At 47.5% G+C, this 19,565-nt stretch carries 24 protein-coding genes; 9 read left to right on the top strand and 15 right to left on the bottom strand.

The features are described 5' to 3' along the window. From AC2YIT_RS22640 to AC2YIT_RS22630, 3 genes are all read left to right on the top strand, one after another. Positions 1–1,011 (top strand): formylglycine-generating enzyme family protein, encoded by a 1,011-nt coding sequence (locus tag AC2YIT_RS22640; protein WP_430843907.1) that lies wholly within the window; start codon positions 1–3, stop codon positions 1,009–1,011. A gap of 25 nt (positions 1,012–1,036) precedes the next feature. Then, positions 1,037–2,380, top strand: coding sequence for a Gfo/Idh/MocA family protein (locus AC2YIT_RS22635; RefSeq protein ID WP_430843906.1), 1,344 nt, complete (start codon positions 1,037–1,039; stop codon positions 2,378–2,380). Positions 2,381–2,510: 130 nt separating this feature from the next. After that, on the top strand, positions 2,511–2,705 hold the full coding sequence (locus AC2YIT_RS22630) for a hypothetical protein (RefSeq protein ID WP_430843904.1): 195 nt from the start codon (positions 2,511–2,513) through the stop codon (positions 2,703–2,705). On the opposite strand, the gene aroC is transcribed toward AC2YIT_RS22630, so the two are convergent. Next, complete coding sequence (gene aroC, locus AC2YIT_RS22625; RefSeq protein ID WP_487280676.1) at positions 2,706–3,785, bottom strand: chorismate synthase; 1,080 nt, start codon at positions 3,783–3,785, stop codon at positions 2,706–2,708. A gap of 4 nt (positions 3,786–3,789) precedes the next feature. After that, entirely contained in the window at positions 3,790–5,160 is a 1,371-nt protein-coding gene (locus tag AC2YIT_RS22620; protein ID WP_487280675.1) for a BatD family protein, read from the bottom strand. Positions 5,161–5,292: 132 nt separating this feature from the next. On the opposite strand from AC2YIT_RS22620, the gene AC2YIT_RS22615 reads away from it, so the two are divergent. Beyond that, positions 5,293–5,499, top strand: coding sequence for a hypothetical protein (locus AC2YIT_RS22615; protein ID WP_430843899.1), 207 nt, complete (start codon positions 5,293–5,295; stop codon positions 5,497–5,499). An 87-nt stretch (positions 5,500–5,586) separates the two neighbouring features. On the opposite strand, the gene AC2YIT_RS22610 is transcribed toward AC2YIT_RS22615, so the two are convergent. The 7 genes from AC2YIT_RS22610 to AC2YIT_RS22580 form a co-directional block, all read right to left on the bottom strand. After that, positions 5,587–7,329, bottom strand: a complete 1,743-nt coding sequence (locus AC2YIT_RS22610) for a tetratricopeptide repeat protein (RefSeq protein ID WP_487280674.1) — start codon at positions 7,327–7,329, stop codon at positions 5,587–5,589. A 90-nt stretch (positions 7,330–7,419) separates the two neighbouring features. Next, entirely contained in the window at positions 7,420–8,367 is a 948-nt protein-coding gene (locus AC2YIT_RS22605) for a substrate-binding domain-containing protein (RefSeq protein ID WP_430843896.1), read from the bottom strand. Continuing rightward, positions 8,364–8,585 carry a hypothetical protein gene (locus tag AC2YIT_RS22600; protein ID WP_106594047.1) on the bottom strand — a complete coding sequence of 74 codons (222 nt, stop codon included), beginning with the start codon at positions 8,583–8,585 and terminating at the stop codon, positions 8,364–8,366. The genes AC2YIT_RS22605 and AC2YIT_RS22600 overlap by 4 nt, the downstream gene beginning before the upstream one ends. Before the next feature lie 3 nt (positions 8,586–8,588). After that, positions 8,589–9,413 (bottom strand): energy transducer TonB, encoded by an 825-nt coding sequence (locus tag AC2YIT_RS22595; RefSeq protein ID WP_106594046.1) that lies wholly within the window; start codon positions 9,411–9,413, stop codon positions 8,589–8,591. Positions 9,414–9,439: 26 nt separating this feature from the next. Beyond that, entirely contained in the window at positions 9,440–10,021 is a 582-nt protein-coding gene (locus tag AC2YIT_RS22590) for an ExbD/TolR family protein (protein WP_430843894.1), read from the bottom strand. Positions 10,022–10,046: 25 nt separating this feature from the next. Beyond that, positions 10,047–10,661 carry an ExbD/TolR family protein gene (locus AC2YIT_RS22585; protein ID WP_430843893.1) on the bottom strand — a complete coding sequence of 205 codons (615 nt, stop codon included), beginning with the start codon at positions 10,659–10,661 and terminating at the stop codon, positions 10,047–10,049. Between the two features lie 61 nt (positions 10,662–10,722). Continuing rightward, the gene (locus AC2YIT_RS22580) at positions 10,723–11,562 is read right to left on the bottom strand and encodes a MotA/TolQ/ExbB proton channel family protein (protein ID WP_106594043.1); all 840 of its coding nucleotides are present in this window, start codon (positions 11,560–11,562) and stop codon (positions 10,723–10,725) included. Between the two features lie 627 nt (positions 11,563–12,189). On the opposite strand from AC2YIT_RS22580, the gene gatC reads away from it, so the two are divergent. Next, positions 12,190–12,477, top strand: coding sequence for an Asp-tRNA(Asn)/Glu-tRNA(Gln) amidotransferase subunit GatC (gene gatC, locus AC2YIT_RS22575; RefSeq protein ID WP_090156047.1), 288 nt, complete (start codon positions 12,190–12,192; stop codon positions 12,475–12,477). A gap of 24 nt (positions 12,478–12,501) precedes the next feature. Here gatC and AC2YIT_RS22570 read toward each other — a convergent pair whose 3' ends face one another. The 3 genes from AC2YIT_RS22570 to ruvX are packed head-to-tail and all read right to left on the bottom strand — an operon-like array spanning position 12,502 to position 14,366. After that, the gene (locus AC2YIT_RS22570; protein ID WP_487280673.1) at positions 12,502–13,293 is read right to left on the bottom strand and encodes an amidohydrolase; all 792 of its coding nucleotides are present in this window, start codon (positions 13,291–13,293) and stop codon (positions 12,502–12,504) included. A gap of 24 nt (positions 13,294–13,317) precedes the next feature. Further along, positions 13,318–13,905, bottom strand: coding sequence for a peptide deformylase (def, locus tag AC2YIT_RS22565; protein WP_487280672.1), 588 nt, complete (start codon positions 13,903–13,905; stop codon positions 13,318–13,320). Positions 13,906–13,952: 47 nt separating this feature from the next. Beyond that, a complete protein-coding gene (gene ruvX / locus AC2YIT_RS22560; protein ID WP_430843889.1) occupies positions 13,953–14,366 on the bottom strand; it encodes a Holliday junction resolvase RuvX in 414 nt (137 codons plus the stop codon). Positions 14,367–14,483: 117 nt separating this feature from the next. Here ruvX and recJ point away from each other — a divergent pair, with 117 nt between their 5' ends. Beyond that, positions 14,484–16,196, top strand: coding sequence for a single-stranded-DNA-specific exonuclease RecJ (gene recJ / locus AC2YIT_RS22555; protein ID WP_487280671.1), 1,713 nt, complete (start codon positions 14,484–14,486; stop codon positions 16,194–16,196). A gap of 19 nt (positions 16,197–16,215) precedes the next feature. Next, positions 16,216–16,947, top strand: a complete 732-nt coding sequence (lptB, locus tag AC2YIT_RS22550; RefSeq protein ID WP_106594039.1) for an LPS export ABC transporter ATP-binding protein — start codon at positions 16,216–16,218, stop codon at positions 16,945–16,947. Between the two features lie 100 nt (positions 16,948–17,047). Here the strand turns inward: lptB and AC2YIT_RS22545 are convergent, their stop codons facing one another. Further along, positions 17,048–17,203, bottom strand: coding sequence for a hypothetical protein (locus AC2YIT_RS22545; RefSeq protein WP_430843885.1), 156 nt, complete (start codon positions 17,201–17,203; stop codon positions 17,048–17,050). Positions 17,204–17,312: 109 nt separating this feature from the next. Then, the gene (locus AC2YIT_RS22540) at positions 17,313–17,726 is read right to left on the bottom strand and encodes a heavy-metal-associated domain-containing protein (RefSeq protein WP_487280670.1); all 414 of its coding nucleotides are present in this window, start codon (positions 17,724–17,726) and stop codon (positions 17,313–17,315) included. A gap of 218 nt (positions 17,727–17,944) precedes the next feature. Here AC2YIT_RS22540 and AC2YIT_RS22535 point away from each other — a divergent pair, with 218 nt between their 5' ends. Both AC2YIT_RS22535 and AC2YIT_RS22530 read left to right on the top strand, forming a co-directional pair. Beyond that, positions 17,945–18,355 (top strand): hypothetical protein, encoded by a 411-nt coding sequence (locus AC2YIT_RS22535; protein WP_487280669.1) that lies wholly within the window; start codon positions 17,945–17,947, stop codon positions 18,353–18,355. Then, positions 18,352–18,786, top strand: a complete 435-nt coding sequence (locus AC2YIT_RS22530; protein WP_487280668.1) for a DUF3299 domain-containing protein — start codon at positions 18,352–18,354, stop codon at positions 18,784–18,786. The genes AC2YIT_RS22535 and AC2YIT_RS22530 overlap by 4 nt, the downstream gene beginning before the upstream one ends. 3 nt (positions 18,787–18,789) lie before the next feature. On the opposite strand, the gene AC2YIT_RS22525 is transcribed toward AC2YIT_RS22530, so the two are convergent. Beyond that, the gene (locus AC2YIT_RS22525; protein ID WP_487280667.1) at positions 18,790–19,509 is read right to left on the bottom strand and encodes a DUF4488 domain-containing protein; all 720 of its coding nucleotides are present in this window, start codon (positions 19,507–19,509) and stop codon (positions 18,790–18,792) included. Between the last annotated feature and the right edge of the window lie 56 nt (positions 19,510–19,565).

Genomic DNA, 19,565 nt, shown 5'->3' with positions numbered 1-19,565 from the left:
ATGGTTCCATTGAACACATTCATTATCATGTCTAAACAATCCCTTTACCTAATCTTAACCGTTTTTCTTTGTTTTAAAGCAGTAGCGCAGGACAGTAATTTCAAGAGTTATACGCAAAAAATCGGAGGTAGCCCTCAGGTGTACGACATGGTCGCGATACCAGGCGGTGAGTTCATGATGGGCAGCCCGGCGAATGAGAAAGGCCGCAGAGCCGACGAAGGTCCCCAGCACAAGGTGAAAATCGAGCCTTTCTGGATGGGCAAAACCGAAGTGACCTGGGACATTTACGATTTGTACGCTTTCAAGAATATGGAAAAGGAGATGGGCGCACGCCACCCGGATCCTGACAAGAGCGTCCAGAAAACCGACGCAAGTACCCGCCCTTCCCCTCCCTATGTAGATATGTCCTTCGGAATGGGGCGCTCGGGTTATCCGGCGATCAATATGACCCAATATGCGGCGATCTATTTCTGCAAATGGTTGTACGAAAAGACTGGTGTTTTCTATCGCCTTCCAACGGAAGCGGAGTGGGAATATGCCTGCCGCGCGGGTTCCACCACACCGTATTCCTTCGGTGACGAGTCAAAAATCGATGAATATGCATGGTATCGCAAAAACAGCGATGCTGCTTACAAAAAAGTAGGAACAAAAAAACCGAATGCATGGGGGTTGCACGATATGCACGGCAATGTGATGGAATGGACACTGGACCAGTACATTCCTGATTACTATGCTAAACAACCCAAAGGCGAAGCATTTGCACCGGTTACCGAGCTTTATCCCACGTCCGTCCGCGGGGGGTCATGGGACGACGAGGCGGCCGACCTCCGCAGCGCAGCCCGCGTAGCTTCCAAGCCTGAATGGAAAATCCTTGACCCGCAATTGCCAAAATCGGAATGGTGGATGACCAGTGCGTCATTTGTGGGTTTCCGTATTGTAAGACCGCTCAAAACGCCTTCTCCTGAGGAAATCAAAGCGTATTACAGCCCTAAGTTGATTGAAGACTACTGATCATATTTAAACTCTTAAACTCGAAATGGAACAGAACAGACGCAATTTTTTGAAAGCATCGGGCCTCATCGCGGGCGGCGCTATCCTGAGCCCGCTGGGGAGCTACGGCTACAACAGCGCGGTAGGTGATACGATCAAAGTGGCCCTTATCGGTTGCGGCGGACGTGGAACCGGCGCGGCCGCACAGGCATTGAGCACTACGCAGAACGTACAGATCGTGGCTATGGCAGACGCTTTCAAGGACCGTCTTGACGATGCTTACAAAAACCTGACTGCTAAAAAATATAAAGACGCCTCAGGAAAGCCGGTTGACACCAAAGTGAAAGTGGATGTACCCGAAGACCGGAAATTTGTAGGTTTTGATGCATTCAAAAAGGCCATCGCATTGAAAGATGTGGATGTGGTGATTCTGGCGACACCTCCGGGCTTCCGTCCGTCACATTTCGAAGAGGCGGTGAAGAACAACAAGCACATTTTCATGGAAAAACCGGTTGCAACCGATGCACCGGGCATCCGCAAAGTGCTTGAACTGGCGGAAGAAGCTAAAAAGAAAAAACTGAACGTGGTAGTGGGTCTCCAACGCCACTATCAGGCAAACTACCGTGAGGCGATTAAACGCATTCACGACGGTGCGCTGGGCGATATCGTAGGTGGCCAGGTGTACTGGGTAGGAAGCAGCCCGTGGATGAAGGAGCGCCAGCCTAACCAGACTGAAATGGAATATCAGATGAGAAACTGGTATTACTTCAACTGGCTTTGCGGCGACCATATTTCGGAGCAGCACGTTCACAATATCGACGTGGCTAACTGGGTTAAACAAGGTTATCCTGTAACCATCCAGGGCTCAGGCGGACGTCAGGTGCGTACGGGCAAGGCTTATGGTGAAATTTACGACCACCACACGCTCGACTTGGTTTACGCGGATGGGACTGTGATTTCCAGCCAATGCCGCCAGTTTGAAGGAACCTGGAACCGCGTTGACGAGGCTTTCGTTGGTACTAAGGGGCGTATCGACAGCTTCGACGATAAGAAAACAGTCCTGAAAGACTACAAAGGAGGCGTGATTTACCACCACGACAACTCAAATTACAGAAACCCATACCAGGTAGAGCACGACGAGCTTTTCGCGGCCATCGCAAAAGGCGAATACAAGTTCGCTGATGCTGAAAACGGAGCAAAAAGTACCATGACGGCAATCATGGGCCGTATGGCTACGTATTCAGGTAAGCAGATCAAATGGGAAGAAGCGTTGAACTCGGATATCAACCTGTTCCCTGACAAACTTGCATGGGATGCGTCTCCAAAAGTACTCCCGGGACCGGACGGGCTTTATCCAGTGGCGATCCCCGGTAAAACTCAGGTGATCTAATCGAAGACTACTAACGCAAAATGGCCCTTAGCGGGCCATTTTGCGTTTTAATAGTATTTCTCGGAACGAATACCTATATTCGGTAAAGGAATTCTTGACGATACTTATTGTGGAACGAAATATGTAGTCAGTGAAGCTTAGCCTGAAAAACGCTGTACTTATCCTTCTTGCCGGTATGATCGTGCTGGCAACCGGTTCGTTTTTAAACTCTTCCAAAACGCAATTCAGCGATCCGGTCATTTTGAGCGGGCTTGCGATCGAATTCGTCGGAACAATTTGGCTGGTACTTCACCTCAACCAGCGCCGCAAACGCCACAAAGCCTGATTACAACTTCGCTGATCTGTTTCTCAGATAGAAATCAGCCAATACCAATGCCGTCATCGCTTCCACGATAGGAACAGCGCGCGGTACCACGCACGGGTCATGACGCCCTTTCCCCTGCACTATCGCGATGTTACCGAACTGATCGACGCTCTCCTGGTCCTGCATGATCGTAGCTACTGGTTTAAAAGCCGTGCGGAAGTAAATATCCTCCCCATTTGAAATACCACCCTGAATACCACCCGAATGGTTGGTGCGCGTGTGTACGTTGCCATTTTCGTCGGTATAGAACGCATCATTATGCTGCGAACCGGGTAGCAGTACGCCATCGAAGCCGCTGCCGTATTCAAAGCCTTTTACAGCATTGATACTCAGCATTGCTTTACCCAGTTCGGCGTGAAGTTTATCAAAAACAGGCTCTCCCCAACCGGCCGGCGTTCCTTTTACAACACAGTTAACAACTCCACCGATCGAATCACCCTGCTTGCGGATATCGTCAATATAATCGAACATCTGCTGGGCCATGGCCGGGTCCGGACAGCGAACTGCATTATTTTCTGTTTCGGAAAGATCCAGCTCCTGGTAGCTTTTTTGCAGCTTCATAGTGCCTACTTGTGATACATAAGCCTGAATGCTCACACCCAGCTCCGCCAGCATCAGCTTCGCGAGCGCACCTGCGGCTACGCGTGCGGCTGTCTCACGCGCGGAACTTCGCCCGCCTCCGCGATAGTCGCGAACGCCGTATTTGACCTGATAAGTATAATCTGCATGAGAAGGCCTGAATTGTGCCGCTATATGCGAGTAATCCTTGCTCCGCTGGTCTTCATTCCGGATCACCATAGCGATGGGCGTACCGGTCGTTTTTCCTTCGAATACGCCGGACAGCACTTCGAACTCATCGGCCTCTTTGCGCTGCGTCGTAATTCTCGACTGTCCCGGCTTTCTGCGGGTCAGCTCACTTTGAATGAAATCGGAATCAAATGTCACACCCGCCGGGCATCCCTCGATCACAACTCCGATCCCTACTCCGTGCGATTCGCCAAAAGTGGCTATTTTAAATATCTTGCCGTATGTACTGCCCATTAACTTACTTTCTAAATACCCAAATCATTGTCACCAACAACAATACAATGATGATGTTGGTTAAATCTTTCAAAATCCTTTTATAATCAATTGTCTCCTGACTGCTATCGAGGTTTTCCAGGTTATCGTACAACCCCGACGATCCGGAAAGCGCCAAGTTAGTTAATTTGTAATCTTCTCCCCTCACTTCCAGCGACGCCGCCGAGCGCAACGTATCGTATTTCTCCTTTTCAACATTAAAATAGATCCAGTAAAAATACCTACCCAATGGAAATTCGCCATCCTTTCGCGGAACGACAAAATAGCTGAATGTCTTTTCGCCTGCTACGCTCTGATAGCTGCGCTTCGTTATCTGGCTGACCTCAGGCGGATAAATATCAAACGACGAACTCGCCTGGATTACCGGTGCCGGAATGGCTGTAATATTGCCCACCCCTTCTACCTTGAACATATATCTGACGCTTTCGCCAGGATACACAAGGTCGCTGGACAATCTTTCTTTCAAACTATACTGCCCAACTGCCAGCTGGTCACGTAACGGGTGATCGGGAAGCTGTCTCACTACCACTGTTACCGGCCTCGAATAGAACCCTTTCACCAGCTTCTTCTCAACATTCACCGCCCTCCCACTTTCGGTAACCAGCATATCCAGCTTCACAGCAGGTAGCTTAATATCTTCGGCGGTAATGGGAAAGAAACGGGCCTGGTACATATTGTATTCGGCAAATTTCCTGCCTCGGATTGTTACCCTCCGTTTGATGATTTCCTCGACACCTACGTTCTCCTCCCAGCAATTTACAGGTCTTACAGCCTTTAAAATAGCCTGTAATTGTTCATTGAACCGGTAAAACTCCATTTCCACCGGGGCATTTTCCGCGATATACAGAGATATCCGGACCGCAAAACCTTGTCGGATATAGACCTGTTTTTTATCAGTCTGAACGGACAAAAACACCGACTGGCTGTGGTCGTCAACCTCACTTACATCCACATTTTCGGCTGGTACCGCATTTGCGGCTTCTTCCCCCGATTTCGCGAATACGACCATCATCTCCTCAGAGCGCAACTTAACATTATTGACTGTTAGTGTAAACTCCGGAATGAGGTAGTTTCCCCCCTTCGTCGCATAATATTCCTGAGTGATAGTCTGGATAACTACCTTTCTGCCATCCACTGTACTGATCGAACTCGTGGCGGACTTGCTTCGTTTCTCCAGGTCCTTGATTTCAGGGAAAACAACCGATGGCCTTGTCTCCACATCCCGTAACACTACCGATATCAGAAATGGCTGATCCAGTGTGAGGTTCTTCGATCCGTACTCGATTGTCGCAGCATTTTCGGGTGCTTGCGCCCGGGCAATACTAAAAAAACACAAAAAAATATTTAATAACGCATATAATTTCATTTCAGTTTTTCGTTATCTTTATTGGAATTGCTGAAAACGAAGCGTTTTAAGGGTTTCTCTTTGTTTTATCGTTGTCCCTAAACCACAAAACTACATAATACTATGGCCTCGATGCTTGAATACATTAAAATTATTCTTCAAAAAGTCAGCTTCGACCGCAAATTATTTGAAAAAGAACTCCGAAAAGCGATACGTATGTTAATGCCCGCTGAAATTAAGAGGCTTAGACAGTGGTGTTACGACCACTATGCGACTGTCCACCTGCCAGTGTTGAACACTTGTTTTGAGCGACTTACTCCGTCTAATTAGCGATAACAATCATTAAATAATCGAGAGCTTATAAAATGAGAAAGCCGCCCGAATCCGGGCGGCTTTCTTGCTTATAGCCTGTCTGACTTATTTCTTCTTTGGAGCCGGCTTTGCAGCAGTTCCGGCGGCAGGTTGTGCAGGTTGAGCAACAGCCAATCCCAAGGCCTCTTTTGCAGCGGCATTGTCCGGATCAACTTTAAGCAGCTTCTCCCAGTACTCCTTCGCTTTTGCTTCGTCTTTCAACGTCGATTGTGCATGGAATGCAAGGTATCCGTAAGCCAATCTCAAATAAGACTTGTATTTACTTGGATCCGGATCTTTCTCTGCCAATTCAGTCAATTTCAGGTAGTATGGCTGCGAGATCCCTTTGTCAACATTCTCTTGTCTGTCGTACGCATTATAAAGCGTACTAGCACGCCAGTAGTAGCCGTATGGCCAATCTGGCAATTTCTGCGTTACAGTTGCGAAAATTGAATCTGCTTTCAGATACAAGTTACGTTTCTCAGTTGCAATTTTCAAGCTGTCAGCGAAGTTAGGGTCGCCGGATTTTGGAACGATGATACCCTGTGCAGTCTGGAAGTTGGCAAGACCTTCATAGTAATAATCGTTCGCGCTTGCTTTGGCTGTGTCCAGGTCATTTCCCTTTTCGTAAGCAGCGGCAGCCTTAGGAAAATCCTTAGCGGCGTAATACAATCCAGCTACCTCCTTGTAAGCAGCAGCAGCCTCCGCTTTACTAGTATCCATCTCCGCACCTTTTTTGATATACTCCATACCCAGCGAGTCATAGCCCTTGCCATCTGTCGATTTGGCATTGAGCGCACGTCCGAGGTATTTGTAGTCATCACCGATTACCTTGTCCGGAGAGCCTTTGATAAATTCTTCCAGGTTTTGGATAGCTTCGTCCGGCTTGTTAGTCTTGAAATAAGCCCATCCATACATGCGTTTGATGATCGGGTTGTTGATCTTTCCTTTCGCCTCTTCCAGGAATTGAAGCGACTTCGTGTAATCATCAGCAGTAAAAGCGAACTGCGCACCACGGAGTTTCATCTCTGGGTCAGTACTTCCGCTTTTTTGCAGATACAAGTCGAAGTTTTCAGCAGCTTGCTTATATTTCTGAGCAAAGAAATAAAGTTCCGCAAGGTCTTTATAAGCAGGAGCGAAGTTTGCGTCAGCTTCGATTGCCTTCTTGTAATTTTCCAAAGCGAGGTTGTAGTTCTTACCACGCAAGTAGACAGAGCCAATTGCATTGTGTGCGGCTGCATAGTTTGGTTTTGCCGTCAACGCATATTCGTACGCTGTTACCGCATTACCACCTTCGTTGCGCAACATCAAAGCGTCACCTTTGGCGATGTAAGCGTCAGCCAGATTTTTGTCACGTTTGATCGCCAGATCCAGTAAGCGGATGGCCTCAGCAGGGTCGTTGTTTTTCTCGAAAAGGGTATAAGCCTCACCTATTCTATAAAGAACCTCGGCGTCTTTGCCTTTCTTCTTCTCAGCAGTATCGAAAAGCTCTTTCGCTTTTGCACGATCGCCTTTCGCCAAAGCAACCGTTCCAAGACCTACCTGGTTCAGGTAAGACTTTTCGTCCAGCGATAAGCCTTTTTCAAACGCTTTCTGCGCCTCATCCAATTGGTTGGTTTTGATATAGTAATAACCAAGGTAATATTGGTTATCAGCAGAAGGGCTTCCTTCGGCAAGTTTTTTAAGTAAAGCGCCCGCCTCATTGTAACGTTCACCAACGATTAATGCCAAGCCATCCTGTACCGTCTGTGCGTGTAAGTTAACAAACGCTAATAAACCAAATACCAATGCTACTAATTTCAATCTCATGTTTCTGTTCATTTTTTACCCGGTTAAAATAATGATAAAAAACTTGGTTTTTCAATAACAAGCCCCAAATCTACTAATTGTTTACATTCACTATAACTCTTTCTTTACTTCCAGTTCACGCGGGTAAACTACGGTTGGCAGCAGACCCATTTTCTGAATAATCAACCCACCTACGTCCCGGGCTATGTAAGTCATCAGCCCGCCACCGAGGCCCGAGTATCCTTCCCTGCTGATAATATATAAATCCCTGTGCAGCGGATAACGCTTGAACTCCAGTCCCGCCTGAAACGGCTGAATGTAGTCCGAGAGGGAATCTGGTTGAGCATCTTTTGCAACCCCCATCACCCGGATTCCTTTCGATAGTTCTTCCGAAGCCAGCGAATGCCCGTCACTGATCCAGTTCACCCCTATAAAACCGAGATGTGTAGGGTTATCCCTGACGTCTTTGATTACATTCTCGTTTGATCCCGCCGAGATAATCCTCAGCTTTTGGATATCCTTAATGCCAAATTTGTTAAGGACAAAATTCAGATTGCTCGCATTGGCATTGTCAAAGACCAGTGTGATCAATCCCTCTTGCCCACCTTTGATCTGCGACCAATCGGTTAGTTTACCTTCCATGATCGCTTTAAGCTCCGGAATGGTGATAAGACTATCCGTATTACTCTTTCCGATCACCAGGGCCAACCCATCGGTTGCTATGTGCTGAAATTTCTGGCTGCCTTTTTGCTTCCGGATAATTTCCAGCTCTTTGTCATTCAGCTGCCGTGTCGCAAAAACCAGCCTTGCGCTATCATTCAATAACTGGCGGATCGCTTCCTGCTCCGGTTTATAGTCCAGCTTGAAGTGCGCATCGGGGTAGATTCCCTCATAAGCACTCGTCAGCGAATTGATCAGCGGTTTAAAGGATTCATCCGCCGCGATCGTGATCGTACCTTGCCGTGGGTTGTCCAGGTCGCTGTTGGACGAGGTACATCTGAGTAATCCTGCAATACCGAGCGTCACCAACAGCAGCAGTCCTGCCAATCTCTTCTTCATGACTCGTCGTCCTGGTTATTTCTAAACACTCTGTACCCCCGGTAAGCTCCGTACAAAATAAGCGTGCCAGCAAAAGCATACCTCCATACGCTGCCGATCGGCAGCAGTCTAAATGAGAAGGAGGAGAGGATCAAAAAGACCCCTCCTCCTACGTATGCCAGAGCCATTACCGAAGAGGCCAGATCACCGAGCTTTTCGTGCAATGGTTTCTCCCTCATGCCTTACTCCAATTGGAAGTTGATCGGCAGGTTATACTTTACACGAACTGCACGTCCTGACTGCTTTCCGGGCTTCCATTTCGGCATAGCTTTCACTACGCGGATCGCCTCTTCATCGCAACCAAAACCCAATCCTTTCAAAACCTGAACATCCTGAATACTTCCGTCAGTGTTAACAACGAAGGACATGAAAACCCTTCCGGAAACGTTAGCACGGGATGCCGCACTTGGGTACTTGATATTCTTTCCTAGGTACTTATACATTTCTGCGGTACCTCCCGGGAACTCAGGTTGTTGCTCAACCACTGTAAACACCTTTTCAGGCTCAGGGGCTGCCTCTACTACCGTTCCTTTGCTAGGTGCTGCAACAGCTTCGGGAGCAACAATGATTTCATTCGCGTTAGGATCACCTTCTACGGTTTTATCCGCAACAACAGCTTCTTTGATTTCTTCCACTGTTGGTGGTGGTACCTCTTCGGGAACCTCTTCATCCTTCTTAACCTCAGGAGGCAAGAACTTCACCGTATTCACCTTTGGTGCTTCCACTGGTGGCGGTGGCGGCGGTGGTGGTTCTGCCGGGTCAATTGGTGGCGGTGGGATCTTCATCAAGTCCACTTCAACCATCGGCGCTTCTTCTTCCTTACCTGCCGTCAAGCTGTTAATGATTGACGGTGTAAACATGGCAAGAACAAAAAGAGCAGCTCCGATTATAGTGGCCTTCGTCACATCTTTACGATATCCCTGACGAAGTTCAAAAGCTCCGTACGCCTTATTACGATCCGCAAACACTATGTCATCCAGTGTTGCATTCGGGCTTATCTCTGCCATGGCGCTGTGATTAATTTTGTTTAAAACTAGTTTTTTGGTTTGATTTTGTCACCCAGGAGCTTCTTCTCCGCATCGGTCAAAGCGTCCACAAGTGCATAGCGCTTGGTTTTTGTAATCGCCATTTCGTCCAGAACGTCCACCATGTTTTTATAAGTAGACACATCTGTTGGCTTGATTACCACGACAAACGCTTCATTACCGTCTTTATCCTTTGGATTGGCCGCATTGATACGCTTCTGAGACGCAAAGATCACGCTTCTGAGATCAAACCCGTAGCGGGTTGTCTTCAATTCAGTAGGTGCTTTATCGTCATCCGCAGCGATACCATCCAGATAATAAACGTCGTCATTTGCACCCATGAAGAGGGTTAATACTTTCGACGCTTTCAAAGGTTCTGTCGGCTTTTCCTGATCTTCGGTTTTGTCAGGCACAGCGAGCGACATGGATGTCGGTTTGGACATTGTTGTCGCCAGCATGAAAAAGGTAATAAGCAAAAATCCTAGGTCCACCATCGGGGTCATGTCCACACGGGTGGACATTTTCTTACCGCGAACCTTGCCACCACCTTTACCGTGCCCACCACCACCGGATTCTTCAATTGCTGCCATTTCTTCTAATTATTAAATGATAACATTATTCGTTTGTATAACCGGCCGGTGCTTGTTCGCTACCTGTGATCAGGTTGAACTTGTTAATATTCTGCGATTGCAGGTTAGCCAATACGTCTTTGAACGCAGGGAATTTCGACAGGTTGTCGCCTTTCAATGCGATGCGTAGCTGACTATCCGCTTTACGCGCAGCATAAACCCAGTCTGCCAATTCGCTGGCACCCGTGGAGTCAACCGGGATCCCTGGCTGCTTCACCTGGCTCATTTGCTCTTTTGGCATGTTCAACCAGGGCTTCAACTGATTCAAAGGAAAACCAAAGCTCGACTGCAGTGCAAACTTTGCCTTCTCAGTGTCAGTAAAAGTAATGCCTTTGGCTTGTCCGATATTGTCCAGCATCGCAACACGAGTGGGCTGAGCGTCAACACCAAAGAACACTTTCCCTGTTTTATCAATGCTAATGACCATGATCTTATCATCTGGCACTTTGATCTGCGAAATCGATGTAGGCGTTGTAATCTCCGCATCGTTCGACTTAAAAGTCGCCGTCATAATGAAGAACGTCAAGAGCAAGAAGGCAACATCCGTCATGGCCGTCATATCAGTATGCGGCGCATGTTTCTTAGGCCTTACCTTTCCCATACAAATATATAAGTTTTTTTTATATTAACGAAACTTCACTATAAAATAGTTCAGAGAACTATTAATAATGTGCAGCAAAGTTCGACTGAAGGCTCATGCCAATTTCGTCGATGCTGTAAGTAAGATCGTCAACACGGCTGTTCAGGTAAGCGTAAGAGATTGTTGCGATAGCCGAAGTACCGATACCAAGAGCGGTATTGATAAGGGCCTCAGAGATACCAGTTGCAAGAGCAGCGGAGTCAGGAGAACCTGATGTACCCAAAGCCGCGAACGCCTTGATCATACCGATTACCGTTCCCAAAAGCGCCAAGAGAGTAGAAGCACCCGCCAGTGTAGCGATGATGGTAAGGTTCTTCTGAAGCATTGGAAGTTCAAGTGTAGTAGCCTCTTCGATTTCTTTCTGAAGAGCTGCCAGTTTTTGCTCTTTGTCGAGCGCAGTTTCAGTAGTCAACTGCTTGTATTTCAACAGACCTGCTTTGATTACATTACCAACAGATCCTTTTTGTTTGTCGCACTCTTTGATAGCCTCTTCGATTTGGTTTTTGTCAAGCAGGCTTCTCACTTTACGCACGAATGAATCGATGCTGCCAGTTCCGCTAGCTTTGCTCAAAGTGATCAGACGCTCGATTGTGAAGGTCAACACAACAAGGAAACACGTCATCAAGATAGGTACGATAGGACCTCCTTTGTAAACGATTCCGTAGTAATCACCATCGATTGGCCCTTTTTCGTGATCACCATCTTTAAAGTGTTCCGGAGCACCCAGAACGAAAATGTAAACACACAATGCAATCGCAAAAAGGAGAGGGATTACCAATGCCGGGTTCAAACCGCCTTTGCCTTTAGTTGCTGCCGCAGCAGGCTTTGGAGCTGGTGCCGGACTTGTAGCTTTCTTTTCCATCAGACTTACTTTTAAAGGTTAAATTGAGATTTTGGTTGTGAATTAAATAAAACTTTTGGTTTAAACTGGTTTTCGTAAAATAAAATTTTGAATGCTTTTCGGATAAACGACATCTACAAAAGTATGAGTTTTCCTTTTAAAAAAAAGCAAGCGTTTCGGCAGATTTTTTCTCAGTTTTTTCTCCGAAACGACTCCGAATTGCATAATTTAAAGAATCCCCTCCCTTCTATTTTTAGTAAATTTTCTAGTTTTAATGCTGATCTGTAAGGATATAACGGCCACCCCTGAACCTTCATATAATTGCACTCTTTGCGTTCATATGTAACAACATGTTTTTTAGTGAGGAGATTTGCGTTTCAAAATATTTCAAGATTACCTTAGAAAAGCAAATATTATTTTTCTCCTACTATGTGTCTTGACAACAATTTTAAATTTCGGTGGCCGGGATTTTCCGCTGGGTCCCGAAATTTGACTAAATCAATCCACCCCGCGCATCGTTTTTTTTCGGCTACGCAACCGCTTGTCACTCAATTTCCCCGAGCTTACTACTAGCGGAATGACAAAAATCCGGTAATTTTGGCTTTCCGCAGATAGCGTGTCCGTTAACTTAACAAATTCTTAAAATACATGAAGATCGATCAGGAGTCGCTCAAAAAGATCGCGCACCTCGCCCGATTGGAGATCAGGCCCGGGGAAGAAGCGGCTCTCCTACAGAGTATGGATTCGGTTCTTACCTGGATGGACCAGCTCAATGAAATCAATACGCAGGGAGTGGAGCCTTTGACGCACGTGCTCGACGAAGAAAATAACTGGCGAGAAGATAAAGGCGCCAATACGCTCACACGCGAGGAAGCGCTCTTCAACGCACCGTCGAAAAATAGTACCTATATAATGGTGCCCAAAGTGATTGAGTAAGTATAGGACACAATGTCCTATACCTCAACAATGGATTTCGAATTCGTCGGCGTCCGGCAACGCGGGGAAACTCTTCCGGTAAACGGCCAGGTCGGCCTTCGAAATATGGACGATCTTTTCAGTCTCATGGCCTGCCAGGAGAGCCATCGGTTCGCCCAGATAATCAAGCGCCGCAGAATCTCCCCGGTATTCCAACCCGTTCTCGTCTGCCCCGACCCGATTGACACCTATCACATAACATTGATTTTCGATCGCCCGTGCTTGCAAAAGCGTGCTCCATGCATGCGCGCGGCGTACGGGCCAGTTGGCTACATATAATAGGATGTCGTAAGGATCGCGTTGCCGGTTACGGCTCCAAACCGGAAACCGCAGGTCATAGCACACGAGCGGGCATAATTTCCAACCTCTCCATTCCACTGTAAGCCGCACATTTCCAGCGGCATAATGCTTACTCTCCTCTCCCATTGTGAAAAGGTGTCGCTTATCGCTTTGTGCATAAGTGCCGTCCGGACGTACGCAGAGGAGGCGGTTAAAAAAACGTCCCCCTTCATTTACTGCAAAACTTCCCACCACCAATGCATTGTGCTGTTTGGCGATTTGCTTCATCCAGCGGGTGGTGGTTAAGTTCATCGGCTCTGCGAGCGCGGTATTCATCGTGAAACCAGTGTTAAACATTTCCGGGAGCACGATCACATCGGCGGGCTCCGGCAATGCGGCTAGCTTCTCTTCGAAGGAGGCAAGGTTGGCAGTCACGTTTTCCCAATGCAGATCGGCCTGGACCAACGCAATGGAAAGGATTTCCTTATTTTCCTGCATGACCGAATATTATATGGGTTAAATCTATCTGCGGCCTGGGAAACGCATACGGTAATCCGCATCTACGTTTCCTTTAGAGATGTCGGTCAGTTTCTTCTTGATGAACTGCTTTTTGAGCGTGGGCAGGTAATCCACGAACAGTTTACCGAGCAAATGGTCGTACTCGTGCTGTATAATGCGCGCTGCCATGCCCGAATAGGTCTCTTCATGCTCGTTCCAATCCAGATCGCGATAGCGGATACGGAGTGTCTCAGGACGGTACACGTCGCCGCGGATTCCCGGAATGCTTAGACAGCCTTCTTCAAACGCCCATTCTTCGCCGGTTTCTTCAAGGATTTCGGGATTAATGAAAGCTTTCTTGAAATCAGCCAACGACAAATCCGGCTCGTCGTCTTCGTCTTCCTCATCTCTTTCGGCGAACGGGGTACCGTCTACCACGAAAAGGCGGATGTTCAGACCAATCTGCGGGGCAGCCAGACCCACGCCGTTCGCGCCGTGCATGGTTTCGAACATGTCCTCCGAAAGTTTTTTCAAATCCATCTCATCTTTTTCGATAAAACGGGTTGGCTTTCTCAGGATGGGGTCACCGTATGCAACTATTGGATAAATCATGCTTATTAAACTTTTGCTACCTATATAATATGTACTACTTACAAATTCTACCTCCGGCTTTCCATGAACGACTGGAGAATGATTGTCGCGCTTACTTTGTCGATATTGCCTTTATCGCGCCGGTCGCTCTTTTTAGAGCCCGAAGCGATCATCGATTGTAACGCCATAGAGGATGTAAATCGCTCGTCGTGCAAATACACCGGGATTTCAGGAAATGCTTTTTGTAATGTCTTTACAAAAGCCGTAACCCTCGCGGCATTTTCGCTGTCGGTATTATCGAGCCTTTTGGGCATCCCGACCACAAATGCCTCTACCTGCTCCGCCGATGTGTATTTTTTGAGAAAATCGGTGAGCTGATGCGTAGGGACCGTATCGAGCGCGGTGGCGATAATTTTCAAAGGGTCGGTTACGGCTATTCCGCTGCGTTTGGCACCGTAATCAATCGCCAGGAGACGTGGCATGGCTTAAAATATGTTAATAGTTTGCAAAGATAAGACCTTTCGGTTAGCTTTTCCCGATCGATCACCCGATTGCACATTTTGCCAGCAAGCATTCCGGATTCCGATTATCTTTGCCCCATGATTGAAAAGCGCTGGATACATCACCCTCCCTTTACCTCTGAACAAGAACAGGTTGCACAGAGACTCGCCGAATCTTTGAAAGTAAGCCCCTCACTGGCAACACTTTTGGTTCAGCGCGGTATTCTTGACTTCGACCAATCCCGCGATTTTTTCCGTCCCGAGATCCGGCATTTGCACGATCCGTTCCAAATGGCCGACATGGAGAAAGCAGTAGAGCGTTTGATCAAAGCGATCGATTCCAATGAGAAAATACTGGTTTACGGAGATTACGATGTAGATGGTACTACTTCGGTGGCCATGTTCTACGGTTTTCTTAAAAGGATTTACCCCAATCTCGACTATTATATTCCCGACCGTTACGAGGAGGGCTATGGCGTCTCGTGGCAAGGCGTCGATTGGGCCGAAGCTAATGGCTATACATTAATAGTAACTCTCGACTGCGGTGTTAAGTCCGCCGACAAGGTAACCGTGGCTCTGGAAAAAGGCATCGACTTCATTATATGTGACCACCACCGCCCCGGCGACGAACTTCCACCAGCAGCCGCTGTGCTGGATCCCAAGCGGGAGGATTGTTTGTATCCATATAAAGAGCTGACCGGCTGCGGCGTTGGTTTCAAACTTCTGCAGGCATTTTGTATCAGACAGGGGCTCGATCCTGAAATGCTGTATGATTACCTCGATCTGCTCGTCGTCAGCATCGCTTCCGATATTGTTCCGATTACCGGAGAGAACCGTGTTCTGGCATATTATGGGCTGCAACGGCTCAATACCCAACCGAGAACAGGGATCAAGGCATTGATTCAAATCTCGGGCATCAGTGGCGCGCTGGATATTACGAACGTCGTTTTCGGGCTCGGGCCGCGCATTAATGCTGCCGGGCGCATCAAGCACGCGAAAGAGGCGGTAAGACTTTTGCTCTCCGAAGTCGAGGAGGAAGCCATCGCATTCGCCGAAGAAATCAACAAACATAATAGCGAACGTCGCAATTTCGATTCGAGCATTACCGAGCAGGCGCTTTTCATGATCGAAAACGACGAATGGTTTTCGAATGCGAAAAGTACCGTATTATATAAGGAAGACTGGCACAAAGGCGTGATCGGGATCGTGGCCAGTCGGTGCATCGAAAAATACCACCGTCCTACCATTATCCTCACGCAATCGCACGGAAAAGCCGCCGGCTCTGCACGCTCGGTGCCGGGTTTCGACGTGTACGAAGCGATCGAAGAATGCGCCGATCTTTTGGAACAATACGGTGGGCACACTTTTGCCGCCGGTCTCACATTACCGCTCGATAATGTAGAAGCATTCAGATTACGTTTCAACGAAATTGTAAGCAGCCGCATTCAGCCTGACCAGCTCGTGCCGATGATCAATGTCGATATGCTGCTCGAACTGGAAACCATTACTCCGAAATTTTACAACATACTTCGTCAAATGGGGCCATTCGGGCCGGGGAACATGACGCCGGTTTTCGAATCACGGAATATGACGCTCGTCGGACGGCCGATGTTGATGAAGGAAAAACACATCAAATTTGACGTAAAACAAAACAACTCGGCGGTTTTCACGGCCGTGGGCTTCGGAATGGGGCATTTTTATCCTGATATTGTCAACGGAAGGCCGTTCTCGATCTGCTATTGCCTCGAAGAGAACAATTTCCGCGACAAGAAAACCTTACAGCTTTCGTTGAAAGACATTAAGCTGCATTGAGGAAGAACTTAAACGAACGATGATACTAAGAACCGAAAACCTCGTGAAGAAATACGGGGTTCGTCTTGTCAATAATAATGTAAGCTACCAGGTTGAGCAGGGCGAAATCGTAGGGTTGCTCGGGCCGAATGGCGCTGGTAAAACTACTTCTTTTTATATGGCCGTTGGTTTGGTAAAACCTAACAGCGGAAAAGTATACCTCGACGACAAGGACATTACCGACCTGCCCATGTACAAGCGCGCGCGACTCGGGCTCGGGTACCTCGCGCAGGAAGCATCCGTTTTCAGGACACTGACTGTCGAAGAGAACATTAAAGCCGTTCTGGAAATGACCGATCTTCCGAAAGCCGATCAGAAACGGAAGGTGGAGGAGCTGATCGAAGAATTCCACCTCGGGCACGTACGCAAGAGCAAAGGGATGGTACTATCGGGTGGGGAGCGTCGCCGGACTGAAATTGCAAGGTCACTCGCCGTGGATCCCAAGTTCATTCTGCTCGATGAGCCGTTTGCCGGTGTTGACCCTATTGCCGTGGAGGACATTCAAAGCATCGTCGCCAAGCTCAAACATAAGAATATCGGTATTCTCATCACAGACCACAACGTGAACGAAACCCTATCGATTACCGACCGGGCGTATTTGCTATTTGAAGGAAAGATATTGAAACAAGGAACCGCTGAGGAACTGGCAGAAGATGAGGTGGTACGGCGTGTTTATCTGGGACAAAATTTCGAACTGAAACGAAAAATCTAAACTGTCTCAAGCATAGAAAAGGGAATGCTCAGGCGGCACTCCCTCTCTTACAATTATTCACCATGAACTGTATTACTAGTCATAAAGCGTAACGACGAAGTTACTTCTTGGGGCACTTTTTACAATGCTTGCCCTTCTTCTTGTATTTCTCGCAACACTTCTTAAACACGCATTCGGTGTTGTCTTCGAAGCTTTTCATCCAGAAACACTCCTGCTCCGATCCCACATTGTAATCACTAATTGTAAAAGCGCTCATTCACATTGCCGTTAAAACTGAGGCAAATATATTACCTATTTAGAATGATTCAAATGTTTGCCACAAATTATTTTGAATAAATCTAAATAACTCCTGTGCACATAAGCGGTCACTTCAAATATCCTTTGCGCTTCAATACTTCAAAGATCTCTTTGTCCGACACCTTTCCCTTATGATACGAAAGCGTTACCGCGTGCTTATCCAGGCCAATGCTTTCCTTGCGAACGCCTTCGATCTGGCGTAAGTCCGTGAGCAGTTTGTCTTTATTATATGTACCCGTTAAATCCACGCGAAGCTGCCTGTGAGATTTGAAACGCTCAAAATGCTGCTCAGCCAAAACTTGTTCTTCGGTTTTGAAAGGCTCCCACCGGTTGATAACCAGTCCGGATAATGCGATAAGCCATCCAATCACATACGATATGGCCTCCCTTCGACTATGAAAGTTCTTTTTCCAAAAGTAAAAACCGACTAACCGGCCGCTCAGCCAGAGGAACATCGTCCATTGCAAAATGATAAATAGCAAATTGTGCCTGCCCCAAAAACCAGCAGCGAAAAACGGTAAAGACGCCAACGAGAGCAACGGCAGCAGGCAGCAACCTATATGTAAGAGGGTAATTATCAAACTGAATGACAAGGAATAAAAGCTTCGCATAACGGAAGAAAATGGACGCGACTATTGCGTGTTAAAAGTATTTGATTCATTTTTGCAACATTGTTGCATTTAATGAAGTTCCATCCGAAATGAATCTCGTTTATCCAGTCTTCCTGTTCCTAGTAGTCCTTACGACCCTTTCCTGCTCGTCGGGAAACGAAAAAAGCCGCAAGCTCATCGAAGCCAACCGTTTGCATCTTGAAGCCATGAAAATTTCGGAACACCTTGAACAAAAACTTGACAGCCTCGCACCGTTGGCAAAGGACGATTTGGAAAAATCTCGGATCGACAGTTTGAAAGACCTGATCGAAGTTTGGGAAGAAAATGTGATCGAAGTGCCTGGCTTCACTCATGCACATGATCACGCGCATGGCGCACACGAGCATAAAACGGCACCATCAATGACCGACGCGTCGATGCTGGATTACCAGCGGCAATCGAAAGAAGCGATTTTAGAATTGCAGCACGCCATCACCGCACTGAACAACCCGCGAAAATGAAGAAACTTGCAATCCTGCTCGTTCCGCTCTTTACATTTGCATTCGCTGCGGAGCCCATCTATATTAACTGGAAGCGCCTGACGGACGTACGGTTCACCCGCAAACTGAATAAGGAGCTGAGCATGTATTTCCTCTACCCTACTTTCGGGCCCTCGGTGAATGCATTGCAGGGCAAGGAAATCAGCATCCGTGGGTATATGATTCCTGTGGACGAACACGATAACATTTACGTGATTTCTGCGAAACCGATGGCCGCCTGCTTCTTCTGTGGCGGTGCAGGCCCGGAATCTATCATTGAATTGCAGTTCAGAAGGAAGAAACAACGTTTCCGCACCGACGAGGTGCTGACACTGCGTGGCAAACTGGCACTCAATGCGAATGATGTCGATCACCTCAACTACATTCTGAAAGACGCCGAGGTGATCGAATAAATATCAAGGGATCTTTTCCCAGATCTCGTGAATCGGCTTGCCATCGCTGCTCTTTCCGCTATGGTCCCAACGACCATTGTCGAGCCTGAAATCAAATTTCAGTGAAGAACCTACACGATTGTTGTCTTTGGAAAAGAACTGAATGTTTTCGGTGTATTTGCCGTCCTTGGCTGTATAGGTACCGCCACCGGTTGCATAAAACTTCTTAACCGCAGGATCGATTGCAAACCACTGAAAGCGGGTTTTTGAAAGCAGTTTAAGCGTTTTCCGCGTTCCCTCCTGATGTATTTTAACCAGCGTACCCTGCCCATTGTCACGTTCCGTAATATGCCAGGCGCCAGCCATGGGCGCATTACTGGTAGCGTCGTCGACACGCATCCAGACCATCGCCTCTTCGTAACGTAATGTCAGGATATCGTCCTTCACGGTGACCGTGAACTCAATGGGAATGCCGATTTTGGCCGTATCCGCCGAATTGAACTCGGGCGTGTAAATCATTTTGTCCCCATTCATAGTGAACGGGCCTCCCTCGGTCCTTTCAAAATATTTGTTTCCAATGCTGTAAGAGGCGATAACCAGGTAATTATCAGCCACAATGAGCGTCGAAGCACTGCCTGTCGGCTCCTGGGATTTCCACGCTCCCTTGGGCACTTGCGGCAGGCGTTCCTGGGCGAATGTCATCAAAGAAATAAGCAAAAAGGCGGTCGTCAGTATATGTTTCATTGCATTAGGTTTGATGGAGTTACCCTATACGTTATCAAAATTATGCCAATTTCAGC

The sequence above is a fragment of the Dyadobacter sp. SRI_021 genome (assembly GCF_057586235.1).
The sequence above is the reverse complement of the archived record's forward strand: the minus strand, read 5'-3'. Positions and strand labels throughout refer to the sequence as shown.